This is a genomic window from Pseudomonas ogarae, assembly GCF_014268695.2.
Lineage (GTDB): Bacteria > Pseudomonadota > Gammaproteobacteria > Pseudomonadales > Pseudomonadaceae > Aquipseudomonas > Aquipseudomonas kilonensis.
Genome location: NZ_CP077086.1, coordinates 1,480,896 through 1,505,464, shown reverse-complemented (window position 1 = coordinate 1,505,464; position 24,569 = coordinate 1,480,896). Strand labels below are relative to the sequence as shown.

Below are 24,569 nucleotides of genomic sequence, written 5' to 3'. Positions count from 1 at the left end.
CTCAATCCAAAACAACTGTGGGAGCGAGCTTGCTCGCGATGAATACACTGTCTATCTGACAAACCACAATCCTGTGGCGAGGGAGCTTGCTCCCGCTGGGCTGCGCAGCGGCCCCCAAGCTTTTGCGGTTGCTGCGCAACCGAGCGGGAGCAAGCTCCCTCACCACAGGTTAGGTGTACACCTGTTGATCAGGTTTTCTTGACCCTGAACCACGCCGCATATAACGCCGGCAGGAACAACAGCGTCAACGCCGTCGCCACGATCAAGCCGCCCATGATCGCCACCGCCATCGGGCCGAAGAACAGGCTGCGTGACAGCGGGATCATCGCCAGCACCGCCGCCAGTGCGGTGAGCACAATCGGACGGAAGCGGCGTACCGTCGCTTCGATGATCGCCTGCCACGGCGCCAACCCCGCCTTGATGTCCTGTTCGATCTGGTCCACCAGGATCACCGAGTTGCGCATGATCATCCCCGACAGCGCGATCGTGCCGAGCATGGCGACGAAACCGAACGGCTGGCGGAACACCAGCAGGAACAGCGTCACACCGATCAACCCCAGCGGCGCGGTGAGAAACACCATGGCGGTGCGTGAGAAGCTGCGCAGTTGCAGCATCAGCAAGGTCAACACCACTACGATGAACAGCGGCACACCGGCATTCACCGATTTCTGGCCGCGGGCCGAATCCTCGACCGTACCGCCCACCTCCAACAAGTAACCGGACGGCAGTTCTGCACGAATCGGCTCCAGGGTCGGAAATATCTGCTGCACCAGGGTCGCCGGTTGTTCCTTGCCGTAGATATCGGCCCGTACGGTCACGCTCGGCAGGCGGTTGCGGTGCCAGATCACGCCCTCTTCGAAGCCGTATTCCAGGGTCGCGATCTGCGACAGGGCCACGCTCTTGCCGTTGTCAGTCGGCACCGCCAGGCTCGGCAGCAACGACAACTCGGTGCGCTCATGCACCGTGCCGCGCAGCAGGATTTCGATCAATTCGTTGTCTTCCCGATACTGGCTGACGCTGGAGCCGGTGAGGGAACTGCGCAGGAAACTCGCCAGGTTGGCGGTGCTCACGCCCAACGCCCGGGCACGGTCCTGGTCGATATTCAGGTACACCACCTTGCTCGGTTCTTCCCAGTCCAGATGCACATTGGCCACGTAAGGGTTTTCTCGCACTTTCGTCGCCACTTTGCGCGCCAGGGCCCGGACCACTTCGATGTGCTCACCCGTGACGCGGAACTGCACCGGGTAACCGACCGGCGGGCCGTTTTCCAGGCGCGTGACCCGCGAGCGCAGGGTCGGGAATTGCTCGTTCAGGGTACTGATCAACCAACTGCGCAGGGGTTCGCGGTCTTCGATGGTCTTGGCCAGCACCACGAACTGGGCGAAGCTGGACGCTGGCAATTGTTGATCCAGCGGCAAGTAGAAACGCGGTGAACCGGTGCCCACGTACGCCACGTAGTTATCGATGCCGGCATGGTCCTTGAGCAGCGCTTCAAGGCGTTTGACCTGCTCGGCGGTGTTGCTCAGGGAGGCGCCTTCCTGCAGTTTCAGGTCGACCATCAGCTCCAGCCGCCCCGATGCCGGGAAGAACTGCTGCGGCACGAAACGGAACAACACCACCGAGCCGACAAACAACAGCACGGTCAAGGTGATGACGGTTTTGCGGCGACGCACGCACCACTCCACCATCCGCCGGACACGCTGATAAAACGGCGTGCCGTAAGGGTCAGTCTGGCCGTCAGCCGTGCCATGTTTGGCCGCGTGAATTTTCGCCAGGTCCGGCAGGAGCTTTTCCCCCAGGTACGGCACAAACACCACCGCAGCCACCCAGGACGCCACCAATGCCAGGGTCACGACCTGGAAGATCGAACGTGTGTATTCGCCGGTGCCCGATTGCGCGGTGGCGATTGGCAGGAAGCCGGCCGCGGTGATCAACGTACCGGTGAGCATCGGGAACGCCGTGCTGGTCCACGCAAAGCTGGCGGCCTTGATCCGGTCGAAACCCTGCTCCATCTTGATCGCCATCATCTCCACGGCGATGATCGCATCGTCTACCAGCAACCCCAGCGCCAATACCAGCGCGCCGAGGGAAATCTTGTGCAGGCCGATCCCCAGGTAATACATCGCGGCGAAGGTCATCGCCAACACCAGCGGGATCGCCAGGGCCACCACCATCCCGGTGCGCAGCCCCAGGGAGAAGAAGCTCACCAGCAACACAATCGTCAGCGCTTCCACCAGCACCTGGACGAACTCACCCACCCCGGTCTTCACCGCCGCCGGCTGGTCCGACACCTTGCGCAATTGCATGCCGGCCGGGAGCGTGTCCTGGATCCGGGCAAAATCGACCTCAAGGGCCTTGCCCAACACCAGGATGTCACCGCCGTCCTTCATCGCCACGGCCAGGCCGATGGCATCTTCGCCCATGAAACGCATGCGTGGCGCCGGTGGATCGTTGAAGCCACGGCGCACATCGGCCACATCACTGATACGGAACGTACGATCGGCGACCCGGATCGGGAAGTTGCGGATCTCTTCCACGGTCTGGAAATTCCCGGAAACCCGGAGCTGCAATCGCTCGCTGCCGGTTTCGAAGAAGCCGGCGGTCGATACCGCGTTCTGCTCTTCAAGGGCCTGCTGGACCGCCGCCAAGGGCAGGCCGAGGGTCGCCAGCTTCACGTTCGACAGCTCGATCCAGATCTTCTCGTCCTGCAAACCGAGCAGTTCGACCTTGCCCACGTCCTTGACCCGCTGCAGCTGGATCTGGATGCGATCGGCGTAGTCCTTGAGCACGGCGTAGTCGAAACCATCGCCGGTCAGCGCATAGATATTGCCGAAGGTGGTCCCGAATTCATCGTTGAAAAATGGCCCTTGGATACCCGGCGGCAAAGTGTGGCGGATGTCGCTGATCTTCTTGCGGATCTGGTACCACAGCTCGGGAATCTGTGCCGAATGCAGGGAGTCGCGTGCCATGAAGGTCACCTGAGACTCGCCCGGCCGGGAGAACGAGACGATCCTTTCGTAATCGCCGGTTTCCATGAGCTTCTTTTCGATGCGCTCAGTAACCTGCCGCGAGACTTCCTCGGCCGTGGCGCCCGGCCAGGCGGTGCGGATGACCATGGCCTTGAAGGTGAACGGCGGGTCTTCGCTCTGGCCAAGCTTGGTGTAGGAAAGCGCGCCAACGATGGCCAGCAACAGCATCAGGAACAGTACGATCTGGCGGTTGCGCAACGCCCATTCGGAAAGATTGAAACCCATCGGGGATTACTCCTTGGCCGTCAGGTTGACCACGCGGTTGGAGCGATCCACCGGCCGCACCTGCTGGCCGTCGAGGAGCACATGCACACCGGCCGCCACCACCCAGTCATCTGGGCCGAGGCCTTCAAGCACCGGAACGGTCTTTTCGCCGAAGGCGCCGACCCGCACCGGGACTTTCTTCAGGGTGTTGTCGGCGTTGACGACCCAGACATAGGTCGCGCCATTTTCCGCCGTCAGGGCCGACAACGGCACCGACAGCGGCACCTTGTCGGCGGTCTGGATAAACACCCGGGCGCTCTGGCCCAGCTCGGCTGGAACACTGCCGGCGGTGAAGGCCACGCGGGCGGCGAAGGTGCGAGACTTGGGGTCGGCGGCAGGCGACAGCTCGCGAATGCGTCCGCTGAACCGCTGGTCGGGTTGGCTCCACAGTTCGACCGAAACCGGCTGGCCGATCTTGAACCGGCCAAAACCCTGCTCCGGCAGGCTGATCAGCACTTCACGCTCACCGTCGGTGGCGAGGGTGAAGACGGTTTGCCCGGCCGACACCACCTGCCCGACTTCCACCGAACGCCGGGCGACCACGCCATCCTGGGGCGCACGCAATATCGAATAACTGGCCTGGTTGTTGGCGACATCGAACTCGGCCTTGATCTGCTTGAGCCGCGCGGTGCCGGAGCGATAAAGGTTTTCGGCGTTGTCGTACTGGGAGCGGCTGACCATCTGCCGTTCCATCAAGGTCTTGTAGCGGTCACGCTCGGCGCGGACCAGGTTCAGGTTGGCCTCGGCGGCGGCAACCTGGGCACGGGTTGCTTCCAATTGCAGACGCACATCTTCGGGATCAAGTTCAGCCAGCGGTTGATTGGCCTTGACCCGCTGGCCCTCTTCGACAAGCCGTCGGCTCACCTTGCCGCCAATGCGAAAGGCCAGGTCGGGCTCGAATCGGGCTCGTACTTCGCCGGGATAACTGTCCATCGCCTGGGCCGAAGGCTCTGGATTGACCACCATGACCGGGCGCACGGCGACCGGGACCGGCTCGTCATGACCGCACGCAGACAATAAAAAAGCCAGGGCGACTGGCACGGCGAGGGGCAGGGCATAGCGGAACATGGCGAGTGACCTTTCGCTAATGGTGCTTGGAATAATTATACTGGCGAGTATGTTATTAATAGCAAACTCACCAGTCCAGTATTAAAGCGAAGAAATGTCGAACAATCCTCCAGTCCCCTCCGGCCCCGGCCGTCCCAAGGACCTGGCCAAGCGCCAGGCCATTCTCGACGCGGCGAAACGTCTGTTCCTGAGCATGGGGTATGCCAATACCAGCATGGACGCCGTCGCCACCGAGGCGGGGGTTTCGAAGCTGACGGTCTACAGCCATTTCAACGACAAGGAGACGCTGTTTTCCGCCGCCGTGATGGCCAAATGTGAAGAGCAGGTACCGTCGCTGTTTTACGAATGGCCTGACGGCGTTCCGATCGAAAACGTGCTGCTGAACATTGCCCGTGGGTTCAACCAACTGATCAACAGCGATGAATCGTTGAACCTGCATCGGCTGATCATGGCCTTGGGCAGCCAGGATCCGAAGCTGTCGACGATTTTCTACGAAGCAGGCCCACAGCGGATGCTCTCAGGCATGGAGCGGCTGCTGAGCAAGGTCAACCAGAGCGGTGCCCTGAGCATCGATAAACCACGCAATGCCGCCGAGCATTTTTTCTGCCTGATCAAGGGCGCGGCGAACTTCCGGTTGTTGTCTGGCTGCGGCCCGGCGCCGGAACCGGAAGCCGCCGAGGCTCATGTGCAGGAAGTGGTGGGGTTGTTTGTGCGGGCTTATCGGCCTTAGCTCGACCGACAGCCTTTCGCTGGCTGGAAGGGCCCCATCGCGAGCAAGCTCGCTCCCACAGGGTTTGATGAACACACAGATCCAATGTGGGAGCGAGCTTGCTCGCGATGCAGGCGCTTCGGTCTCAGGGCTTGAGCGCTTTCTTGGGGTAGATGTCGTAGCGACTGGATTTGCCATCGAGCCCATGGCTCGGCTTCGGCCCTTCGATGCAGGGGGCCTTGCGCGGGCGCTTGACCACCACCCGGTGGGTCGCCAGGGCCAGGGCCGCAGCGAGCAATGCCGGGGCGTCCGGGTCATCGCCCACCAGAGGGCGGAACAGGCGCATTTCCTTCTTCACCAGGGCGGTTTTCTCCCGATGAGGAAACATCGGGTCCAGGTAGATCACCTGGGGCGGCTCGCCTTCCCAGTTGCGCATCACCTCGATGGAGTTGCCCTTGAGCAAACGCATGCGCGCCACGATCGGCGCCACCTCGAAGTCCTCTGCCCCACGGGCCAGGCCATCCTCCAGCAAGGCGCCAATCAGCGGTTGACGCTCGATCAGGCTCATTTCGCAGCCCAGGCTGGCCAGCACAAACGCATCCTTGCCCAACCCGGCCGTGGCGTCCAGCACCCGCGGACGCACACCTTGGGCTATGCCGACCGCCTTGGCGATCATCTGGCCGCTGCCACCGCCGTACAGGCGCCGATGGGCCGCACCGCCCTCGACGAAGTCCACACGCACCGGCCCTGGCGCGTCCGGGCCCAGTTGCTGCAACTGCAACCCCTGCTCGCCGACCTGCAAGGCAAACTCGCCATCGTCCACTTGCATAGGCAGGCCAAGCCGCTCGGCCCAGTGCTCGGCCTGCGGTTGGAAGGCCGGGGCCAGGGCCTCGACATGGATGCGGCAGGCCGCGGGTTGCTCACTCATGGAAGTTGTTCATTCCTGGAAACATGCTCAAAAAATTAAGGATCGGCAAAAACGGCCGATAACAACGGTGAACGGCATTTTGCCAGAGCTGAGCGTCGACCGAGAAAAATGTCAGACATTCAATCCACATCGATAGGCGTTATCTCCCCTTACGGCGATTACAGCCTGCGTAACACCCAAGCGCTGAGCGGCGTCAGTCACCTGTGGCAGGATTTTTTTGCCCGGGCCCTGGCCGATCAACTGGGTGATAACGCACCGGCACCTGGCAGCTACCAGCCAGTGGCCCTCGATGAAGCGGTTGAACCGACCCTCGGCGCCGAGTTGCTGGAGCACATCGTCAGCCAGCGCACCTGCGAAGTGACCGAAACGCCGGTCAAGCCGCCTGAGCCGCTGTTCCTGCCCATCGCCGAATTCGAACTCGACCTGCTGGACAAGCCCTTCCCGCCCTTCCCAGCGGAAGAAATCGCCGCCCAGCAAAAGCAGCAGACCTTCGAGAGCAACTGGGTTCGCCCACTCGTCCTCACCGCCGGCCAACCGCTGCCGGAGCCCAGCCCGGCACCGCAACCGCGCCCACTGCACCTGCCGATCGCCGAGTTCGAACTCGACCTGCTGGACAAGCCGTTCCCGCCCTTCCCGGAAGAGGAATTGGTGGCGCAGCAGAAACAACTGGATTTCGACATCCGCTGGGCACGTCCGATCGTGCTGCAGAACCTGCGTATCGCCGCTTAAATCAACGACAGATCCACCATGGCCCCACGTCCAGATGAAAATGGTTGCGGTGCGCCGCGTTGTAATCCGGGCTCAAGACCACACTGAACATATCGCAGGCGCCGTCGCGGGCCTGACGCAGAAACCGCGCATCGGCATCGTCCTTGGGCCAGTCCTTGAGCACGCTGACCGTGCGGCCATCGGCCAGGCGAAACCCAGCGATGTCCAGCGCACTGGCGGTGGCGTGCTGGCTGCGCGACCCGCTCTCACGGCCATACATGTTGCGACAGGCGAAACTGCCGAGGTGATCGACTCGCGTCACTTTCTGCCCATAGACCGCCATTGCCGCCGGCTGCAACCCATGGCGCTCGAACAGCGCAAACGCCACGGCCAGTGGGCAACTGGCGAGGAAACTGCTGCTCAGCGCCACTTCACCGCCCTGCACCCTCAGTACATTGGTCAGCGGGCACGTCGAACTGGCGCCGCTGTCCGCCTGGCGGGCGGTGCGCAGACCCGAGGTGGCGAGGGCCTGGTCGCACAGCTGCGGGTCGTTACGCAGGGCCATGAGCTTGAAGCGGGTCAGCAGGTTCGGCGCAAGGTTGACGTCCAAAGGCGCCCAGGGATTCCATTGGGGCGGCAGCGCCACCCAGCCGCGCCATACTCCCAGCACTGCAACGCCAACGAGCAGTGCCACTACCGCAAGAACTTTCAAAAACCGCACGACGTTGCCTCGGGCCTCAACCCTTGAATAATTGGTTGGCCTGCTTGAACGGCATCGAGCGGCGCGTGAAGGTGAACGTGCCCTGCTGCTGGATTTCTTCGGCGGCGCGGAAGAACTCGCCAAGCGCGGCCAGGGCCAACGCCGATCCGACGCTGATGCGCTTGACGCCCAACTCGCTCAACTGCGTCACCGTCAGGTCCAGCGCCCCGGACATCAGCACGTTCACCGGTTTCGGCGCCACGGCCTGTACCACCGCCAGCACTTGCTCGGCGCTGCTCAGCCCTGGGGCGTACAACACGTCGGCCCCCGCGTCTGCGAAGGCCTTCAAGCGGCGAATGGTGTCGTCCAGGTCCGGATTGCCGTGCAGGAAGTTCTCCGCCCGGGCCGTCAGCAGGAAGGGATACGGCAAGCTGCGCACGGCCTCGGCGGCGGCCTTGACCCGCGCCACGGCGTGGTCGAAGCAATAGATCGGGCTGTCTTCACGCCCCGTGGCATCCTCGATCGAACCGCCCACCGCGCCGGCCGCTGCCGCACGGAGCAGGTTGCGTGCGCAATCGTCGGGGGCATCGGCAAAACCGTTCTCCAGGTCGACGGCCACCGGCAGGTCAGTGGCAGCCACAATCGCCCGCACGTTAGCCAGCGTGTCCTCCAGGCCCAGCGCGCCATCGGGCCGACCCAAGGAAAAGGCGTGACCGGCACTGGTGGTCGCCAGGGCTTCAAAACCGAGGCTGGCCAGCATCTTGGCCGAACCGGCATCCCACGGATTGGGAATGACAAAAGCCCCTTCACGTGCGTGCAAGGCCTTGAACGCCTGGGCTCGACGAGTTTGCGCATCCATGTAGTTCGCTCCTGAGCAGGGAGGGTTGGCCTCAGAGCAAACCCAGTTGCTCGGCGGCGGGCTCTCTATATAGCTCAGGCAAGGCCGGCAAGCCAGGCAAACGACTCATCAGGCGAGTGTGGAAGCGTTGCGCGAGTTTGGCTGCCAGCAGGTTGTCGGCGGTGTGGAGGAAGATATAGGGCGTGCGCCCTTCTTCGATCCACCCGGCGATTTTCTCCACCCAGGGCGTCAGGAACGGTTCATTGGCTTCCAGCACCGGATGACCGATGAAGCGCACTTGCGGACATTGGGTGAACGCCGCGGGCCGGGGTGGTACGCGGGGCTTTTTCGATTGCGCGTGGAGCACCGCAGGATCAGTCGAGGTGCAACTGAACAACGCCCGGGGATCGAGGCAGATGCGTTCGACACCACGATCGAGCAACAGGCGATTGAGGCGCCGTTCGGCGTCGCCCTTGGCAAAGAACTCATCGTGACGGACTTCCACAGCCAAGGGGCGCTGCAAGGCGTCGATGAACCCCGCCAATTCCGGCAACCGATTCGGGGTGAAGGCCTTGGACAGTTGCAGCCAGTACGGCGAGACACGCTCACCCAAGGGGCTGAGCAGTTGCAGGAAGGTTTCGGTGGCCGTCAGGCGCTCGCGCAAGTCGCCGTTGTGGCTGATGTCACCGGGAAACTTGGCGGTGAAGCGAAAGTGCTCGGGCATGATTTCGGCCCAGCGCTGGACCGTGGCCACAGAAGGGCTGGCGTAGAAGGTCGTATTGCCTTCCACGGCATTGAACACTTGGGAATAGAGATTCAGAAAGTCGGTGCTTTTCGCGTCCTGGGGATAGAGATAATCACGCCAGGCGTTTTCGCTCCAGGACGGACAGCCCAGGTAGTAAGGCAAGACCATCAGATGTAGAGATCGAGTCCCAGCACTTCCATATCCCAATCGACAAAACCGGCGGTGCTCAGGTAGCTCGCCAGGGCCGTGGCGACACTGCGGCTCATTGCACGGTGATAAAGCATGTCTTGCTGACGGGCGGGGAGATTGCTCAGGCGTTGCGCGGAGGCCTTGGCGGCGCGGGCGGCCAGTTGCTCTTCAGACGGGAACTCCAGTTCGCCATCGATATCATCATCGAAGGACTCTTGCTCAGCGATTTTGCCTGCACGAGGCTTGCGCTTGATGGGATAGGACTGGGATGAAACGCCGTCTATACGCATAACAGAATGCTCGGTATCAATGATGGCAATTTAGCGGCACTTTCGCAGCCGCGCAAATGCGCAAGTGATAACTAGAACACATAAAGCCTAAAAGGTTTAAAAACGGGCTGAAAAAGTGACGACTGGCAATATTGGGTGTGACTTTTAGAGGCGAAAATGACTTTTTGCGAGAACACCGCTTTTGGGAGGACCCCATGCCTTTGTGGCGAGGGAGCTTGCTCCCGCTGGGCTGCGAAGCAGCCCCAAAACCTGGACCAGAACGATGCGAGCGAGGTTCTAGGGCCGCTTCGCGCCCCAGCGGGAGCAAGCTCCCTCGCCACAACGCTGCCCGCTTGAAAGCGGAGTGATGCTTTTTATCGCTCGGACTTTGGCGTGGCGACTTTGTCCCGCAAGTAAACGGGTTGCGCATCATCGGCCGGGATGGCTTCACCACGGGCCCAGGCAAATCGGGCCAGGGCCAGCAGGTCTTCGGCGTGAGGCAGCAGGGTGGCGTCCTGGCCGGCCAGGTTGACGGCGATGCGCTCGCCGTAGCCCCAACCGGTACCGGCGCCGAACCAATCGCCGCTGGCTTCGTTCGGCAACGCCGCCGCTTCGGGCGGCAATACCGCTTCAGCACCGACCAGGCGCATCTCGCCGTCGGTTTCGCGATAGCAGCCCCAGTACACCTCGTCCATGCGCGCATCGATGGCCGCTGCGACTTGACGGGCGCCCTGTTCGCGCAAGGCGCGCTGGGCCAGCACCGCCAGGTTCGACACCGGCAACACCGGCCGCTCCAGGGCAAACGCCAGCCCCTGCACCACACCGATAGCGATGCGCACGCCGGTAAAAGCCCCCGGCCCGCGACCGAAGGCTATCGCGTCCACTGCCTGCAAGGTCGTCCCGGCATCGCTCAGCAGTTTCTGGATCATCGGCAACAGTTTCTGCGCATGCAGGCGCGGGATCACCTCGTAATGGCTCGTGACCTTGCCGTCGTGCAGCAAGGCAACGGAGCAAGCTTCAGTCGCGGTGTCCAGGGCCAGCAAGGTGCTCATCGATGTGTCCGTAAATCAGGTGGAAAAAAGTGCGCCAGTATAAACAACTACGGCCCGCAAGCGGGCCGTAGTTGATGCAACTGATCAGACTTTTCAGCTCAAGGCTGCAAGCACCTTGGCAGTGATCGCTTCAACCGAACCGACGCCTTCGATATGGCTGTATTTCGGCTTGCCATTGGCAGCCGACAGTTTCTGGTAGAAATCCACCAGCGGCTTGGTCTGGGAATGGTAGACCGACAGGCGATGACGCACGGTTTCTTCGGTGTCGTCCTTGCGCTGCACCAGGTCTTCACCCGTCACGTCATCCTTGCCTTCGGCTTTCGGCGGATTGTAGACGGTGTGGTAAACGCGCCCGGAAGGCTCATGAACGCGTCGACCGGCAATGCGCTGGACGATTTCCTCGTCTTCGACGGCAATTTCAACGACCGCATCCAGCTCGACACCAGCCGTCACCAGGGCTTCGGCCTGGGGAATGGTGCGTGGGAAGCCATCGAACAGGAACCCATTGGCGCAGTCGGGTTGAGCGATGCGATCCTTGACCAGGGCGATGATCAGGTCATCCGACACCAGGCCGCCGGCATCCATGATGCTCTTGGCTTGAACGCCCAGTGGAGTGCCTGCCTTGACCGCGGCACGCAGCATGTCGCCAGTGGAAATTTGCGGGATACCGAATTTTTCGGTGATGAACTTTGCCTGAGTACCTTTACCGGCCCCGGGAGCTCCCAGCAGAATGACGCGCATCGATGTGCTCCTCAATTTTTTTATGTAAAACGCTCGGATTCGCCTCGTGGGGCCAATCTTCGAAAAACAGGATCGTGACCGCCCAAACGGCCAAAGGCTGATCAAGATACACAGCAGGCCCGACCCACACAAGCCGCCGAAAGTCGGAGGAACCCGCGCCGGATACGACCTTCGCAGGGGGTGGCGAGAGTCGCAACCGGGCAACAAACTGTCGCCTGACCGACCTGTCCCCTCCCCCGACGGACAACGCCCGGGAACGCCGGGCGAGCCGTTTCGGTGCGCTGCCTGATCTTAGCCGGTATTGCGCAAACCGGCGGCAATCCCCGCCACAGACACCAGCAACGCCTGTTCCACGGGGCTGCCCTGGGCCACATCCTGTTGCCGCGAGCGCGCCAACAGTTCGGCCTGCAACAGGTGCAGCGGGTCGAGGTACGTGTTGCGCAGGCGAATGAATTCCAGCGTGGCTGGGCTATGTGCCAGTAGCTGCGACTGACCGGTCAACCCAAGTACCACCCCACAGGCCTGCGACAATAGGTCGCGTAACTGCGCACCCAAAGGCAGCAGCCCAGGTTCAACCAAACGCTCGTCGTAGGAGCGGGCAATATCGGCGTCGGCCTTGGCCAGCACCATCTCCAGCATGTCGATGCGGGTCCGGAAGAACGGCCACTGCTCGCGCATCTGCCCCAGCAACTCACCTTCGCCGCGCTCCAGGGCCTTGCTCAGTGCGGTTTCCCAGCCGAGCCAGGCCGGCAGCATCAGGCGGGTCTGGGTCCAGCCGAAGATCCACGGGATCGCCCGCAGGCTTTCGATACCACCGGCCCGACGCTTGGCCGGACGGCTGCCCAGGGGCAGGCGCCCCAGTTCCTGCTCGGGGGTGGACTGGCGGAAATACTCGACAAATTGCGGGTTTTCCCGCACCACGGCGCGGTAGGCACGGACGCCATCGGCCGCCAGCTCGTCCATCAGGTCCCGCCACTGCGGCGTGGGCGGCGGCGGTGGCAGCAGCGTCGCTTCGAGCACGGCGGCGAGATAAAGGTTGAGGTTCTGTTCGGCGATGTCCGGCAGGCCGAATTTGAAACGAATCATTTCGCCTTGCTCAGTGGTGCGGAAACGCCCGGCCACCGAACCCGGTGGCTGGGACAGGATCGCCGCGTGCGCCGGACCGCCACCACGGCCCACGGTGCCGCCGCGGCCATGGAACAACAGCAGTTCGACTTGCTGCTCGCGGCAGATGTCCACCAACCGCTCCTGGGCCCGATACTGTGCCCAGGCCGCCGCGGTGGTCCCGGCGTCCTTGGCCGAATCGGAATAGCCAATCATCACTTCCTGAGGGCCTTGCAGCCGCGAGCGATAGCCGGGCAGCAGCAACAGCCGCTCGATCACCGGCCCGGCGTTGTCCAGGTCGGCCAGGGTCTCGAACAGCGGCACCACGCGCATTGGCCGCAACACGCCGGCGTCCTTCAATAACAGCTGCACGGCGAGGACATCGGAAGCCGCACCGGCCATGGAGATCACGTAGGAACCCAGGGACGCCGCTGGCGCCGCAGCCACTTCCCGGCACGTCGCCAAGACTTCCGCCGTATCGGCCGACGGCTTGAAATGGGCCGGCAGCAGCGGACGCCGGTTGCTCAGTTCCGCCAGCAAGAAGCTGATGCGCTGCTCCTCGTTCCAATCCTCATAGCGCCCCAGGCCCAGGTAGTCGGTTATTTCCGTCATGGCGGCGGTATGGCGCGTCGAGTCCTGGCGCACATCGAGGCGCACCAGGAACAGACCGAAGGTCACCGCCCGGCGCAGGCAATCGAGCAGCGGCCCGTCGGCAATCACGCCCATGCCGCATTCGTGCAACGAGTGGTAGCACAACTCCAGGGGGTCCAGCAGCTCGCGGTTGTGCTGCAGCACGTCGGCGCTTGGCGGCGTGGCGGCGCTCAGGGAAGCGTGGGCCCAGTTGCGGGTGGCGCGCAGGCGTTCACGCAGTTGCTTGAGCACGGCGCGATAAGGTTCGGCGCTGTCGCCGGCCTGGGCACGCAAGTCCTCGCTGGCGTGTTGCATCGACAGCTCGGCCGCCAGTTGATCGACATCACGCAGGTACAGGTCCGCCGCCATCCACCGCGCCAGCAACAGCACCTCGCGGGTCACGGCGGCGGTGACATTCGGGTTGCCGTCACGGTCGCCGCCCATCCACGAGGCAAAACGGATCGGCGCAGCCTCCAGCGGCAGGCGCAGCCCGGTGGCGGCATGCAGGGCCTGGTCGGCCTTGCGCAGGTAATTGGGGATGGCCTGCCACAACGAGTGCTCGATCACCGCGAAACCCCACTTGGCCTCGTCCACCGGGGTCGGCCGGGTGCGGCGGATTTCTTCGGTGTGCCAGGCTTCGGCGATCAACCGCTGCAGGCGTTCGTGAATCTGCGCGCGCTCGGCGCTGGTCAGGTCGCGGTGATCCTGGGCCGCCAGTTGCGCGGCGATGGCGTCGTATTTCTGGATCAGCGTACGGCGAGCCACTTCCGTGGGGTGGGCCGTGAGGACCAGTTCGATCTCCAGCCGCCCCAATTGTCGTGCCAGGGCTTCGGCGCCATGACCCTCGGCGCGCAGCCGGGCGAGCAACTCGGGCAGCACCCGTGCCTCGAAGGGCGCCGGTTGTGACTCTTCGCGGCGATGAATCAGTTGGTACTGCTCGGCGATGTTGGCAAGGTTGAGGAACTGGTTGAACGCCCGCGCCACCGGCAGCAGTTCGTCCTCGCTCAGCTGGTTGAGGCTGGCGCTGAGCTCGGCGTCCACAGAGCCGCGTCGGTCAGCCTTGGCGCCCTTGCGGATCTGCTCGATCTTGTCGAGAAACGTGTCCCCGTACTGTTCGCGGATGGTATTGCCCAGCAGTTCGCCGAGCAGGTGGACATCCTCGCGCAAGCGGGCATCGATATCGGTCATCAGCATTTCTCCAGCAAAAAAGTCCGGACAGCTCTTGGATCAGAGAGTGCCGATGCCCGTCGCTTATGACAAGCGACGAAGGGACTTTAAACCTTGCACAACAAAGCTAGTCTCATGAGTAAGCCACACAACGGCTTGTCACTCACCGCGCCTGCCACGAGCAGACTGATTGAGGTCATCATGAAAATTCGTGAGCTTGCCCAGCATTGGGAAGAAAACGCCAAGGGCCGCCTGACCCAGACCGGCTACACGATCCATCTGGACGTGGAAGCCGCCGCCCGGCTGGCGGCGATCTGCGACATGTACCCCAAGCGCCAACCCGAGGAGCTGCTCGGCGAGCTGATCGGGGCGGCGCTGGAAGAACTGGAAGCAAGCTTTCCCTACATCAAGGGCTCACAAGTCGTCGCCACCGATGAAGAAGGCGACCCGCTGTACGAAGACGTCGGCCCGACCCCGCGATTCCTCGCCTTGTCCCGCCGGCATCTGCACGAACTTTCCTCGCAGAACGACAAATCCAAACACTGACTTCTTTCATTCCTGGTTGCGACTTTCCGGCGCGGTGGCTTTTCCACCTGCGCCGCAATACCGCTGCGCGCCTTGAAAGTTCAGCTTTTCTGCCACTGACCGATCAGTCAGTAATTCTTTTGGCGAATGGCCATCTTCGCTGAACTTTTGAAAAACGCCTCGGGTCACACCGAGTAACCATACTGGAACGGTCGTTTAAATAAACGCGCCTTGGCGCCAGCGCCAAACCAGACGTCACGGCTTCGGTCCCAGCATGGATTTGTCGTTTTTTCAGGAGTTTTCCAATGGAGTTGAAGCCTATGAATACCTGCACTGCCAAACCCTCATCCACTGGCCTGCGCGGTTTGAAGTTGGCTGCCCTGGCGATCGGTAGCAGCTTCATTCTCGCCGGTTGCGCCGGTAATCCACCTTCGGAGCAGTACGCGGTGACCCAATCGGCGGTCAACAGCGCCGTCAGCGCCGGCGGTACCGAATTCGCCGCTGTGGAAATGAAATCGGCCCAGGACAAGCTCAAGCAGGCCGAAATCGCCATGCATGACAAGAACTACGAAGAAGCCAAGCGACTGGCCGAACAGGCCGAGTGGGATGCCCGCGTCGCCGAGCGCAAGGCTCAGGCCGCCAAGGCCGAACAAGCACTCAAGGATTCTCAGAAAGGGGTTCAGGAACTGCGTCAGGAAGGCATGAACAAGGTTCAGTAAACCGTTCACGCCACGACGTACTTCTCATTGATAAAAGGACGACAGACTATGATGCACAAACACTTGATGATGCCCGCCCTGCTCGCTGCCTGCGTAGCCCTGGCCGCTTGCTCCCACGACCCGAACGCGAACCTGGAACAGGCGCGCACCAACTACAACGGCCTGCAGGCTGACCCAGCGGCAACCAAAGTGGCGGCCCTGGAAACCAAGGACGCGGCGGACTTCCTGGCCAAGGCTGACAAGGCCTATCTGGACAAGGAAGACGAAGCCAAGGTCGACCAGTTGGCCTATCTGACCAACCAGCGCGTTGAAGTGGCCAAGCAGACCATCGCTTTGCGCAACGCCGAAGCCGAACTGAAAAACGCCGGTGACGAACGTGCGCGTGCCTTGCTCGATGCGCGTAACGCGCAGATCAAGCAACTGCAGGACAGCCTCAACGCCAAGCAGACCGAACGCGGTACGCTGGTGACCTTCGGCGACGTGCTGTTCGCCACCAACAAGTCCGACCTGCGCGCCAGCGGCATGACGAATGTGAGCAAACTGGCGCAGTTCCTCCAGGAAAGCCCGGACCGCAAGGTGATCATCGAAGGCTATACCGACAGCACCGGTTCGGATTCCTATAACCAGTCGCTCTCCGAGCGCCGCGCCAGCTCCGTGCGCACTGCCCTGGTGAAAATGGGCGTGGACCCGGCCCGCATCGTGACCCAGGGTTACGGCAAGGAATTCCCGGTGGCCGATAACACCAGCGTCTCTGGCCGTGCCATGAACCGTCGCGTGGAAGTGACCATCTCCAACGACAACCAGCCAGTGGCCCCGCGCTCGACCATGAGCGCCAACTGATCGGCTGAGAGCAACAAAAAAGCCCCGCCTGACTTTCATCAGGCGGGGCTTTTTCATGGCCGAAGAGGTTTGGCTGTACACAATCCCTGTGGGAGCGAGCTTGCTCGCGATGGCGGAGTGTCAGGCACTATTTATGCTGCTGAACCACCGCTATCGCGAGCAAGCTCGCTCCCACAGGGGGCTCGCTTATGGCTGCAATTTTTGCGGCGTTTCCTGGCCCATGCAGCGCACCGCGCGTTTCTTCTCGTTGATCAGCACGCCGGTCAGGCCTTTCTGCTCGGTGTCGAACAATACCAGCACGCCATCGATGCATTGGGCGACCTGGGGGGCCGGTTCCAGGGAAACCTTGTAGTCCTCGCCGGGTACGGTCTTGAGCATGGTGAACTGGTTGAGCAGCAACGCGTCCTCGGGCTTGGCGAAGTGCAGGTAACCGTAGTACCAGAGCACCCCCACGGTGCCGAGGATGCTGCAGATACCGGTGATGATCAGGGGGATGGCGTTACGTTCTTCGCTCATTGCGGACTCTCTGGTGATTCAACGGGTGATTTCGGATAGTTCGGGACCTCGCCCAGGCGGCGCAGGCCGTCGAAGTGCTGGGGATCCTCGAGGTAGCGCAGCATCACGGTGCGCCAGGTTCGGTCGGCGAATGTCTGCACATGGCCGCCGCGTGTCAACTGCAAGACCCGCGGCGGCGGCGCAGCTTGATACAGACGGATGCCGTTGGAAAGGGGCACGATGGGGTCGTCCAGGCTGTGGTAGATCAATTTCGGCACGCCATTCAATTGCGCCACGGAACTGATCGCGCTGTCCCCATCCGGCACCAGCCAGGACAACGGCACCTGCAACGGCCAGGTCAACCACGAGGTACTCAGGGCAAAACGGCCGACGTCGCGGTAACTGGCGGGCACGCCATCGAGCACCAGGGCCTTGAGCTGCCGTTGGCGCTGCGGGTGCTCAACCAGGTAATGCACCGCCAGCGCGCCACCCAGGCTCTGGCCGAGCAACACCAGCGGCTTGCCCTGCACCTCCGGCGCCTGGTCGAGCCATTGGAACGCCGCGTCGATGTCCTGATAGATCGCCGGCAGGCTTGGCTCGCCTTCGGACACGCCGTAACCACGGTAGTCGACCATCAACACCTGGTAGCCCTGCTCCGGCAACCACCAGCTCCCGCCCAGGTGCCAGGCCAGGTTGCCGCCGTTGCCATGCAAATGCAGCACCGTGCCCTTGACCTCCACGCCTGGTTTGACGGGCAGCCACCAGCCGCGGAGCTTGAGCCCGTCAGCGGTGGTCAGGGTGACGTCGCGGTATTCGAGCTTGGCCCGCTCCGGGGTGAACGGCAGGCCGCGTTCGGGGTAGAACAGCAGTGAGCTGCAACCGTTCAGGGCCAGCAACAGGCAAATGATGCCGAGGGTTCGCATCCGGTGAAGCCTCGCAAGTCAGAAGTAAACGCCGTCCCCCTGTGGGATGGGTGGTGCGATTAGAGGATATTGGAATAATCCGCTTCGATCCGGTCCAGGCTCAGGTGGTTCAGGAAGTTGGAGAAACACATCCAGGCCGACAGGGCGTTCATGTCACGGAACTGCTCGGGCAGGTACTTGGGCGGTACCACCAGGCCTTCGTCCACCAGTTGCCGCAACGTACGCATGTCCTCGAGGGTGGTCTTGCCGCAGAACAGCAGCGGCACCTGTTCCAGCTTGCCCTTGCGCACGGCCAACTGAATGTAGTTGTAAACCATGATGAAGCCCTTGAGGTAGGACAAGTCTTTGGTGAATGGCAGACCCGTCGGCACCGATCCTCGGAAAACCCGACTGGCGTTGCCGTAACTTTCGGCCATTTCAAAGCCCTGCTCGCGGAAGAACTCGAAGACCTGCAGGAAATCGGCGCCCTCCTCCACCATGTGAATGGCCCGGGTGCGGTTGGTCAGTTTGCGCAGGCGACTCGGATAGGAGGCGAAGGTGATGATTTCCATCAGGATCGCCAGGCCTTCCTGGGTCACGGTGGACGAGGGCGGGCCCTTGGACAGGAAGGTGCAGATTGGCTGGTTGAGGCCGTTGAGGGTGGTGCCGACGTGCACCAGCCCTTCGTGGACTTCCAGCGCTCGTACGTCGCGCTCGTTGAACATCGCATCGGTGCGGATCTTGATGTAGTCCGCACCCGCCGCTGCGTCGGCCACAATGCCATCGGACTCGAACACCCGGATGGTTTCCTCGGCTTCGCCAAACACCCGGTTGAGGCGGTGCTGCAGCAGGCTGACGGCTTCCTTGGCGCTGAGGACTTTGGGCTCGTCCTTGAGGTCGCCACGGCCATCGATGTTGTTCAGGTAATCGGAGAGCATCAGGCCCAGGTCGGCCAGGGTCGGGTCGCCGGCGTGGAAGGCATCGGAGGCGGCGCCATAGAGCTCCTGGGAGATCAGCCCGAAATCCTCGGTGCCACGCGCCTCGAGCATGCGCACCACCATGCGGTATTCCTTGCACATGCGGCGCATGATCTGGCCGACCGGGTTGAACTGCCCCAGTTGGCGGGTGATGTCCCGCTCGATGTTCTGGAACTCCAGCTTCACCTTGCTGGAATCGAAGGACAGTGGCCGGTTGAGGTAATAGTCGCGATCCACCGCAGGCATTTCCTTGCCCTTGGCCTTGAGAAACCCCTTGCGGATGCTCTCGTCCCACTTCACCGCGTCGAGGATGCGAATCGGCGTTTGCGCCAGCACAATGCGATCGGACAAGGTGCGTATCGTCTGCTGGTAATCGTCCACCCGGAACTCCTGTGAAAAAACGTCCGCTTGTTGCCGTTATTGGGATTTGACCAGCCGCTGGTAGCGCACGGCCTCCGAGAACACGTCGGAATTGGCCGGGTCGTCGAGGTAACCGAAAACCTTGTTCATGTCGCTGTCCACCAGCACGCCGTCACCTTCCTCGCTCTGGTTCGGTTGGCCGCTGAGGATCTTCTGGCCGATGGCCTGGTTGATCTGCTCCAGGTCCAGGTTGTAGACCACCAGCTCTTGCTTGTCGGTCAACTCGAAACCGGCGATCAGATAATGGCCGCCAAACCGGGCCGGCACCTTGGCCGATACGTACCAGCGGCTGCCATGACGGGACACAGTCAGCGGGATGGCTTCGCGCTCATGGGGCCTGGCCCTGAAGTAGCTGATGGCCTGGTAGCGGTGCTTGCCGACCTGCGTCAGCTCCAGGTTCAACGGTTCGCCCCAGGCATTGGTGCTGGTCCAGTGACCGAGCAGGCCCGCGGGCGCGGCTTCGCTGTCAGGCAACGGTGCCTTGAACGACACCAGGCAACCACTGAGCAGCAGCAACGACACGGCCAGTACAACGGCACGCCAGGCTTTCATTTGAACTCCCTATGGCACAGGTCGCCTTGCCTTTGTGGCGAGGGAGCTTGCTCCCGCTGGGCTGCGCAGCGGCCCCCTTTTTTGGTGAGCGCTGCGCGCTCAAGCGGGAGCAAGCTCCCTCGCCACAAGGGCTGTGGTGAACCCATCTGGGTTACACCGACGCCAGTACCAGGTGCATGTAGCGGGTCAGGATGCCGAGCATATCTTCATCGGCTACCGGCTCGGCGCCATTGAGCAAGCCCTGATATTCCATCCGACCGATAATCGCCGTCAACACTTTGGCATCCTGTTGCGGCTCACGGGAGCCCAATACCTGGAAAAACTGACAGGTGCCGTGCAGCAAAATCTGCTGGTGGGAACGCACCAATACCGCCAGGCGCGGGTTGAGCAGCGCTTCCTGGCGAAAGGCCTGTTCGGCCATCAGGTACTCACGGCGACTGTCCAATTGGTGTTGCACGTAGTCGGCGGTCATCCGGGCAATGTCGTCCGCCAGTTGCGAACGCGATTGGGCGCTGCCGTCCCCATAGGCGACCATTTCCCGCAGCAGGCCTTCGTTGTTGGTCCACAGCTTGGCCATGAACGCCGCGCTGCGTTCCACATACTGGGCGAAGGTATCGGTGAGCAAGTCATCGATGTCCTTGAAATAATACGTGGTGGCCGACAGCGGCACGCCGGCTTCGGCGGCCACGGCGCGGTGACGCACGGCTCGCACGCCATCACGCACCACAATGCGCATGGCCGCGTCGAGAATCTCCTGGCGACGCTGCTCACTGCCCTGTCGGCTGGCCTTGCGGCCCTGGTACTGAACACTTTCAGCGACAGCCGTGGCGACGCCCGCTGCACCTTCTGAAGCCATTGCACGATTCACGACAGGTCTTCCTCGCTCTTTGAAAAAGTAACCAATTGATACGTTTGTACCAGACAGGCAATAAAAAGCCGCCCTTCCAGGCGGCTTTTTAGTTGAAGCACTTACGCTTGAGGCCGCATGTGCGGGAAGAGAATCACGTCCCGGATCGACGGTGAGTTGGTCAACAACATCACCAGGCGATCGATGCCGATACCTTCGCCAGCGGTCGGCGGCATGCCGTATTCCAGGGCACGCACGAAGTCGGCATCGTAGTGCATGGCTTCGTCGTCGCCGGCGTCCTTGTCAGCCACCTGGGCCATGAAACGCTCGGCCTGGTCTTCTGCATCGTTGAGCTCGGAATAGGCGTTGGCGATTTCACGGCCACCGATGAACAGCTCGAAACGGTCGGTCACGCTTGGGTTCTCGTCGTTGCGACGGGCCAGCGGCGACACTTCGAACGGGTACTGGGTGATGAAGTGCGGCTGTTCCAGCTTGTGCTCGACCAGCTCTTCGAAAATCATCACTTGCAGCTTGCCCAGCCCTTCGAAGCCGAGCACCTTGGCACCGGCCTTCTTGGCGATGGCGCGGGCCTTTTCGATGTCGTTCAGGTCATCGGCAGTCAGTTCAGGGTTGTACTTGAGGATCGAGTCGAACACCGACAGGCGCACGAACGGCTCACCGAAGTGGAACACCTTGTCGCCGTACGGCACGTCGGTCGTCCCGAGAACAAGCTGGGCCAGCTCGCGGAACAGTTCCTCGGTCAGGTCCATGTTGTCTTCGTAGTCGGCGTAGGCCTGGTAGAACTCGAGCATGGTGAACTCGGGGTTGTGCCGGGTCGAAACGCCTTCGTTACGGAAGTTGCGGTTGATCTCGAAGACTTTTTCGAAGCCACCCACAACCAGACGCTTGAGGTACAGCTCCGGCGCGATACGCAGGAACATTTCCATGTCCAGGGCGTTGTGGTGGGTTTCGAACGGCTTGGCCGCCGCACCGCCGGGGATGGTCTGCAGCATTGGCGTCTCGACTTCCAGGAAGTCACGCTTCATCAGGAAGCTGCGGATGTGGGCGATGACTTGCGAGCGCACGCGGAACGTCTGGCGCACGTCTTCGTTGACGATCAGGTCGACGTAGCGCTGGCGATAGCGCTGCTCGGTGTCGGTCAGGCCGTGGTGCTTGTCCGGCAGCGGGCGCAGGGACTTGGTCAGAAGGCGCACGCTGGTCATCTCGACGTACAGGTCGCCCTTGCCGGAACGGGCCAGGGTGCCTTCGGCGGCAATGATGTCGCCCAGGTCCCAGGTCTTGACGGCGGCCAGGGTTTCTTCCGGCAGGGTCTTGCGGTTGACGTAGACCTGGAGGCGCCCGGTCATGTCCTGGATCACCATGAACGAACCACGATCGAGCACGATACGACCGGCCACCTTGACTGGAATCGCCGCCTCGGCCAGCTCTTCCTTGGTCTTGTCCGCATACTGCTTCTGCAAGACGTCGCAGTAGGCGTCGCGGCGGAAGTCGTTGGGGAAGGCCTGGCCCTTGGCGCGCTCGGCAGCAAGCTTTTCCTTGCGCAGGGCGATCAGGGAGTTTTCTTCCTGTTGCAGGGCTTGCGGGTCGAGTTCTAGGTCGCTCATGTCTTTAAGGATTCCATCACAGGTTCGTTGCCCCCGGCCCCGGGCCGGAGTTTGCGGGCGAGTCATGCTCCTTGATGGAAGCGTGCCTGCCCGCCGCATGGGTGTCGCGTTACAGCCCTTGTTTGAGGCTGGCGATCAGGTATTCATCGATATCGCCATCGAGCACCTTGTCGCAATCGCTGCGTTCGATGCTGGTCCGCAGATCCTTGATCCGCGAGGCATCGAGCACGTACGAACGGATCTGGTGACCCCAGCCGATGTCCGACTTGGTGTCTTCCAGCGCCTGGGACGCCGCGTTGCGCTTCTGCACTTCCTGCTCGTACAGGCGAGCCCGGAGCATCTTCATCGCGGTGTCTTTGTTGGCGTGCTGGGAACGCTCGTTCTGGCAACTGACCACGGTGTTGGTCGGTACGTGGGTAATCCGTACGGCCGAGTCGGTGGTGTTAACGTGCTGACCACCGGCCCCGGAGGAACGGTAGGTATCGATGCGCAAGTCCGCCGGGTTGATCTCGATCTCGATGTTGTCATCGATTTCCGGCGAGACGAACACAGCCGAGAACGAGGTGTGGCGGCGGTTGCCGGAGTCGAACGGGCTCTTGCGCACCAGGCGGTGCACGCCGATCTCGGTCCGCAGCCAGCCAAAGGCGTATTCACCCTTGATGTGCACGGTGGCGCCCTTGATCCCGGCGACTTCACCGGCCGACAGTTCCATGATGGTGGCGTCGAAACCGCGTTTGTCAGCCCAGCGCAGGTACATGCGCAGCAGGATGTTGGCCCAGTCCTGGGCCTCGGTGCCGCCGGAACCGGCCTGGATGTCCAGGTAGGCGTTGTTCATGTCCATCTCGCCGCTGAACATGCGACGGAATTCCAGCTTGGCGAGGTTCTCGTCCAGGCGTGTCAGCTCGGCGACGACATCGCCGACCGCGCCTTCATCGTTCTCTTCGACAGCCATGTCCAGCAGGTCGCGGCAATCGGCCAGGCCGCTGGACAACTCGTCCAGGGTCTCGACGATCTGCGCCAGCGCAGAACGCTCGCGGCCCAGCTCCTGGGCGTACGAAGGGTTGTTCCAGACATTCGGATCTTCAAGCTCGCGATTGACTTCGGTCAGACGCTCATGCTTTTGATCGTAGTCAAAGATACCCCCGAATAGTTTCGGAGCGCTCGGAGAGGTCCTTGATGGTGTTCAGGATCGGGTTGATTTCCATGGCGGGCAGCACTCATTGGCGAACTTTTGAAAGCCGGCGAGTATAACGTAATCAAGCGCCAGCGGCAGCCCGCCTGGCGGCTTTAGGGGCATGAAACTCAGGGATAGGGCTCAACACTGGCCCCGTGGCGAGGGCGCTTGCTCCCGCTGGGTTGCGCAGCAGCCCCAAAAGGAGCGACTCAACTCATCTGATACACCGAGCCGTCTGGTTTCAGGTCTGCTGCGCAGCCCAGCGGGAGCAAGCTCCCTCGCCACAAAAGCAATCTCACCAGGCAAGGAGCCTATTCAACCCCCACCCGATTACGCCCATTGTGCTTGGCCAGGTACAACCCCTTGTCCGCCGCCGAGATCAGTTGCCGACAATCGCTACCCTGCTGGGGGGTGAAGGTCGAGACGCCGATGCTGACAGTCAGGTTTTCGCCGCCGTCGGGCGTGGTGTGGGGGATTTTCAGGGCGGCGACACCCTGGCGCAGTTTCTCGGCCATCAGCCGGGCGCCGCCCGGCGAGGTGCCGGGCAGGACCAGGGCGAATTCCTCGCCGCCGTAGCGGGCCGGCAAGTCGGACGGACGGCTGCACGCCTCGCGGATCGCCGTGGCGACCTTGCGCAGCGCTTCGTCGCCCTCCAGGTGGCCGAAGCTGTCGTTGTAGGCCTTGAAGTAGTCCACATCGATCATCAGCAGCGACAGTTGGCTCTGGTCGCGCATCGCCCTGCGCCATTCCAGCTCGAGGTATTCGTCGAAGTGCCGGCGATTGGACAACCCGGTCAGGCCGTCGGAGTTCATCAAGCGTTGCAGCACCAGGTTGGTATCGAGCAGTTGCTGCTGGCTGACCCGCAGTGCCCGATAGGCCGCGTCGCGTTGCAACAGCATCATGTAGGAACGCGAGTGATAGCGGATGCGCGCCACCAGTTCGATGTTGTCCGGCAACTTGACCAGGTAGTCGTTGGCCCCGGCGGCGAACGCCGCGCTCTTGATCAACGGGTCTTCCTTGGTGGACAGCACAATGATCGGGATATCGCGGGTGGCCGGATGGTTACGGTACTCGCGAACCAGGCTCAGGCCATCCAGGCCGGGCATCACCAGGTCCTGGAGTATCACCGTCGGCTTGATGCGAATCGCGTGGGCGATGGCCTGGTGAGGGTCGGAGCAGAAATGGAAGTCGATGTTGTCTTCGTTCGATAGCCCGCGCCGTACCGCCTCGCCGATCATCGCCTGATCGTCGATGAGCAAGACCATGGCGGCGTTCTCATCGCGCTTGAAATCGTCGAGCTGCAGATCATTCATGGTGGCTTACCTGAGTACGGCCTGGGGCAACGCTGGCGG

At 62.2% G+C, this 24,569-nt stretch carries 23 protein-coding genes; 5 read left to right on the top strand and 18 right to left on the bottom strand.

Features of this window, described 5'->3' with window-relative positions:
- Window positions 1-188: 188 nt before the first annotated feature.
- Window positions 189-3,254 carry an efflux RND transporter permease subunit gene (locus HU749_RS06460; protein WP_095974830.1) on the bottom strand — a complete coding sequence of 1,022 codons (3,066 nt, stop codon included), beginning with the start codon at window positions 3,252-3,254 and terminating at the stop codon, window positions 189-191.
- 6 nt (window positions 3,255-3,260) lie between these two features.
- Window positions 3,261-4,361 (bottom strand): efflux RND transporter periplasmic adaptor subunit, encoded by a 1,101-nt coding sequence (locus HU749_RS06455; protein WP_079302062.1) that lies wholly within the window; start codon window positions 4,359-4,361, stop codon window positions 3,261-3,263.
- Window positions 4,362-4,455: 94 nt separating this feature from the next.
- Between HU749_RS06455 and HU749_RS06450 the strand changes: the two genes are divergently transcribed.
- Window positions 4,456-5,091 (top strand): TetR/AcrR family transcriptional regulator, encoded by a 636-nt coding sequence (locus HU749_RS06450; RefSeq protein ID WP_079302061.1) that lies wholly within the window; start codon window positions 4,456-4,458, stop codon window positions 5,089-5,091.
- 124 nt (window positions 5,092-5,215) lie between these two features.
- Here the strand turns inward: HU749_RS06450 and HU749_RS06445 are convergent, their stop codons facing one another.
- Window positions 5,216-5,998 carry a class I SAM-dependent methyltransferase gene (locus HU749_RS06445; protein WP_079302060.1) on the bottom strand — a complete coding sequence of 261 codons (783 nt, stop codon included), beginning with the start codon at window positions 5,996-5,998 and terminating at the stop codon, window positions 5,216-5,218.
- 108 nt (window positions 5,999-6,106) lie between these two features.
- On the opposite strand from HU749_RS06445, the gene HU749_RS06440 reads away from it, so the two are divergent.
- Window positions 6,107-6,727 carry an energy transducer TonB gene (locus HU749_RS06440; protein ID WP_095974829.1) on the top strand — a complete coding sequence of 207 codons (621 nt, stop codon included), beginning with the start codon at window positions 6,107-6,109 and terminating at the stop codon, window positions 6,725-6,727.
- Between the two features lies 1 nt (window position 6,728).
- On the opposite strand, the gene HU749_RS06435 is transcribed toward HU749_RS06440, so the two are convergent.
- The 7 genes from HU749_RS06435 to ppc all read right to left on the bottom strand — a co-directional run bounded on the left by HU749_RS06435 (window position 6,729) and on the right by ppc (window position 14,162).
- Window positions 6,729-7,427, bottom strand: a complete 699-nt coding sequence (locus tag HU749_RS06435; protein ID WP_046065328.1) for an extensin-like domain-containing protein — start codon at window positions 7,425-7,427, stop codon at window positions 6,729-6,731.
- 16 nt (window positions 7,428-7,443) lie between these two features.
- Window positions 7,444-8,265, bottom strand: coding sequence for an isocitrate lyase/PEP mutase family protein (locus HU749_RS06430; protein ID WP_079302058.1), 822 nt, complete (start codon window positions 8,263-8,265; stop codon window positions 7,444-7,446).
- 31 nt (window positions 8,266-8,296) lie between these two features.
- Entirely contained in the window at window positions 8,297-9,157 is an 861-nt protein-coding gene (locus HU749_RS06425; protein WP_079302057.1) for a DUF72 domain-containing protein, read from the bottom strand.
- The gene (locus HU749_RS06420; protein WP_014336766.1) at window positions 9,157-9,468 is read right to left on the bottom strand and encodes a hypothetical protein; all 312 of its coding nucleotides are present in this window, start codon (window positions 9,466-9,468) and stop codon (window positions 9,157-9,159) included. Before HU749_RS06420 ends, HU749_RS06425 begins: the two co-directional genes overlap by 1 nt.
- Window positions 9,469-9,821: 353 nt before the next feature.
- Complete coding sequence (tsaB, locus tag HU749_RS06415) at window positions 9,822-10,499, bottom strand: tRNA (adenosine(37)-N6)-threonylcarbamoyltransferase complex dimerization subunit type 1 TsaB (protein ID WP_095974828.1); 678 nt, start codon at window positions 10,497-10,499, stop codon at window positions 9,822-9,824.
- Between the two features lie 93 nt (window positions 10,500-10,592).
- Complete coding sequence (gene adk, locus HU749_RS06410) at window positions 10,593-11,240, bottom strand: adenylate kinase (RefSeq protein ID WP_014336764.1); 648 nt, start codon at window positions 11,238-11,240, stop codon at window positions 10,593-10,595.
- Window positions 11,241-11,531: 291 nt separating this feature from the next.
- Window positions 11,532-14,162 (bottom strand): phosphoenolpyruvate carboxylase, encoded by a 2,631-nt coding sequence (gene ppc, locus HU749_RS06405; RefSeq protein WP_046065351.1) that lies wholly within the window; start codon window positions 14,160-14,162, stop codon window positions 11,532-11,534.
- A gap of 180 nt (window positions 14,163-14,342) precedes the next feature.
- Here ppc and HU749_RS06400 point away from each other — a divergent pair, with 180 nt between their 5' ends.
- The 3 genes from HU749_RS06400 to lptF all read left to right on the top strand — a co-directional run bounded on the left by HU749_RS06400 (window position 14,343) and on the right by lptF (window position 16,225).
- Window positions 14,343-14,687 carry a hypothetical protein gene (locus tag HU749_RS06400; protein ID WP_003198166.1) on the top strand — a complete coding sequence of 115 codons (345 nt, stop codon included), beginning with the start codon at window positions 14,343-14,345 and terminating at the stop codon, window positions 14,685-14,687.
- 284 nt (window positions 14,688-14,971) lie between these two features.
- A complete protein-coding gene (locus HU749_RS06395) occupies window positions 14,972-15,385 on the top strand; it encodes a DUF4398 domain-containing protein (protein WP_095974827.1) in 414 nt (137 codons plus the stop codon).
- 51 nt (window positions 15,386-15,436) lie between these two features.
- Window positions 15,437-16,225, top strand: a complete 789-nt coding sequence (lptF, locus tag HU749_RS06390; protein WP_024619070.1) for a lipotoxin F family OmpA-related lipoprotein LptF — start codon at window positions 15,437-15,439, stop codon at window positions 16,223-16,225.
- Window positions 16,226-16,411: 186 nt separating this feature from the next.
- Here lptF and HU749_RS06385 read toward each other — a convergent pair whose 3' ends face one another.
- The 8 genes from HU749_RS06385 to HU749_RS06350 all read right to left on the bottom strand — a co-directional run bounded on the left by HU749_RS06385 (window position 16,412) and on the right by HU749_RS06350 (window position 24,530).
- On the bottom strand, window positions 16,412-16,741 hold the full coding sequence (locus tag HU749_RS06385; RefSeq protein ID WP_014336759.1) for a PA3694 family proteiin: 330 nt from the start codon (window positions 16,739-16,741) through the stop codon (window positions 16,412-16,414).
- Complete coding sequence (locus HU749_RS06380; protein ID WP_046065331.1) at window positions 16,738-17,643, bottom strand: alpha/beta hydrolase; 906 nt, start codon at window positions 17,641-17,643, stop codon at window positions 16,738-16,740. Before HU749_RS06380 ends, HU749_RS06385 begins: the two co-directional genes overlap by 4 nt.
- A gap of 59 nt (window positions 17,644-17,702) precedes the next feature.
- Window positions 17,703-18,980, bottom strand: coding sequence for a flavohemoglobin expression-modulating QEGLA motif protein (locus HU749_RS06375; RefSeq protein WP_014336757.1), 1,278 nt, complete (start codon window positions 18,978-18,980; stop codon window positions 17,703-17,705).
- 36 nt (window positions 18,981-19,016) lie between these two features.
- Window positions 19,017-19,571 carry a hypothetical protein gene (locus HU749_RS06370; RefSeq protein ID WP_046065332.1) on the bottom strand — a complete coding sequence of 185 codons (555 nt, stop codon included), beginning with the start codon at window positions 19,569-19,571 and terminating at the stop codon, window positions 19,017-19,019.
- Between the two features lie 151 nt (window positions 19,572-19,722).
- Complete coding sequence (locus HU749_RS06365) at window positions 19,723-20,439, bottom strand: TetR/AcrR family transcriptional regulator (protein WP_003198153.1); 717 nt, start codon at window positions 20,437-20,439, stop codon at window positions 19,723-19,725.
- 101 nt (window positions 20,440-20,540) lie between these two features.
- Window positions 20,541-22,043, bottom strand: a complete 1,503-nt coding sequence (gene lysS, locus HU749_RS06360; protein ID WP_003198151.1) for a lysine--tRNA ligase — start codon at window positions 22,041-22,043, stop codon at window positions 20,541-20,543.
- Between the two features lie 109 nt (window positions 22,044-22,152).
- Window positions 22,153-23,248 (bottom strand): peptide chain release factor 2 gene (gene prfB, locus HU749_RS06355; protein ID WP_095963568.1). Its coding sequence is split into 2 segments (ribosomal slippage): window positions 22,153-23,175 and window positions 23,177-23,248, totalling 1,095 coding nucleotides; the frame shifts between segments, so codons are not numbered across the junction.
- 280 nt (window positions 23,249-23,528) lie between these two features.
- Window positions 23,529-24,530: a diguanylate cyclase domain-containing protein gene (locus tag HU749_RS06350; RefSeq protein WP_186649973.1), complete on the bottom strand. Its 1,002-nt coding sequence runs from the start codon at window positions 24,528-24,530 to the stop codon at window positions 23,529-23,531.
- Window positions 24,531-24,569: the final 39 nt, after the last annotated feature.

Excerpts from the sequence above, each read along its gene's own strand:
- lysS (WP_003198151.1), bottom strand. The coding sequence starts at position 22,043 with ATGAGCGACCTAGAACTCGACCCGCAAGCCCTGCAACAGGAAGAAAAC.
- HU749_RS06400 (WP_003198166.1), top strand. The coding sequence starts at position 14,343 with ATGAAAATTCGTGAGCTTGCCCAGCATTGGGAAGAAAACGCCAAGGGC.
- HU749_RS06450 (WP_079302061.1), top strand. The coding sequence starts at position 4,456 with ATGTCGAACAATCCTCCAGTCCCCTCCGGCCCCGGCCGTCCCAAGGAC.
- HU749_RS06445 (WP_079302060.1), bottom strand. The coding sequence starts at position 5,998 with ATGAGTGAGCAACCCGCGGCCTGCCGCATCCATGTCGAGGCCCTGGCC.
- HU749_RS06395 (WP_095974827.1), top strand. The coding sequence starts at position 14,972 with ATGGAGTTGAAGCCTATGAATACCTGCACTGCCAAACCCTCATCCACT.
- HU749_RS06455 (WP_079302062.1), bottom strand. The coding sequence starts at position 4,361 with ATGTTCCGCTATGCCCTGCCCCTCGCCGTGCCAGTCGCCCTGGCTTTT.
- HU749_RS06430 (WP_079302058.1), bottom strand. The coding sequence starts at position 8,265 with ATGGATGCGCAAACTCGTCGAGCCCAGGCGTTCAAGGCCTTGCACGCA.
- HU749_RS06460 (WP_095974830.1), bottom strand. The coding sequence starts at position 3,254 with ATGGGTTTCAATCTTTCCGAATGGGCGTTGCGCAACCGCCAGATCGTA.
- adk (WP_014336764.1), bottom strand. The coding sequence starts at position 11,240 with ATGCGCGTCATTCTGCTGGGAGCTCCCGGGGCCGGTAAAGGTACTCAG.
- HU749_RS06350 (WP_186649973.1), bottom strand. The coding sequence starts at position 24,530 with ATGAATGATCTGCAGCTCGACGATTTCAAGCGCGATGAGAACGCCGCC.
- ppc (WP_046065351.1), bottom strand. The coding sequence starts at position 14,162 with ATGACCGATATCGATGCCCGCTTGCGCGAGGATGTCCACCTGCTCGGC.
- HU749_RS06380 (WP_046065331.1), bottom strand. The coding sequence starts at position 17,643 with ATGCGAACCCTCGGCATCATTTGCCTGTTGCTGGCCCTGAACGGTTGC.
- HU749_RS06420 (WP_014336766.1), bottom strand. The coding sequence starts at position 9,468 with ATGCGTATAGACGGCGTTTCATCCCAGTCCTATCCCATCAAGCGCAAG.
- HU749_RS06425 (WP_079302057.1), bottom strand. The coding sequence starts at position 9,157 with ATGGTCTTGCCTTACTACCTGGGCTGTCCGTCCTGGAGCGAAAACGCC.
- lptF (WP_024619070.1), top strand. The coding sequence starts at position 15,437 with ATGCACAAACACTTGATGATGCCCGCCCTGCTCGCTGCCTGCGTAGCC.
- HU749_RS06370 (WP_046065332.1), bottom strand. The coding sequence starts at position 19,571 with ATGAAAGCCTGGCGTGCCGTTGTACTGGCCGTGTCGTTGCTGCTGCTC.
- HU749_RS06440 (WP_095974829.1), top strand. The coding sequence starts at position 6,107 with ATGTCAGACATTCAATCCACATCGATAGGCGTTATCTCCCCTTACGGC.
- tsaB (WP_095974828.1), bottom strand. The coding sequence starts at position 10,499 with ATGAGCACCTTGCTGGCCCTGGACACCGCGACTGAAGCTTGCTCCGTT.
- HU749_RS06385 (WP_014336759.1), bottom strand. The coding sequence starts at position 16,741 with ATGAGCGAAGAACGTAACGCCATCCCCCTGATCATCACCGGTATCTGC.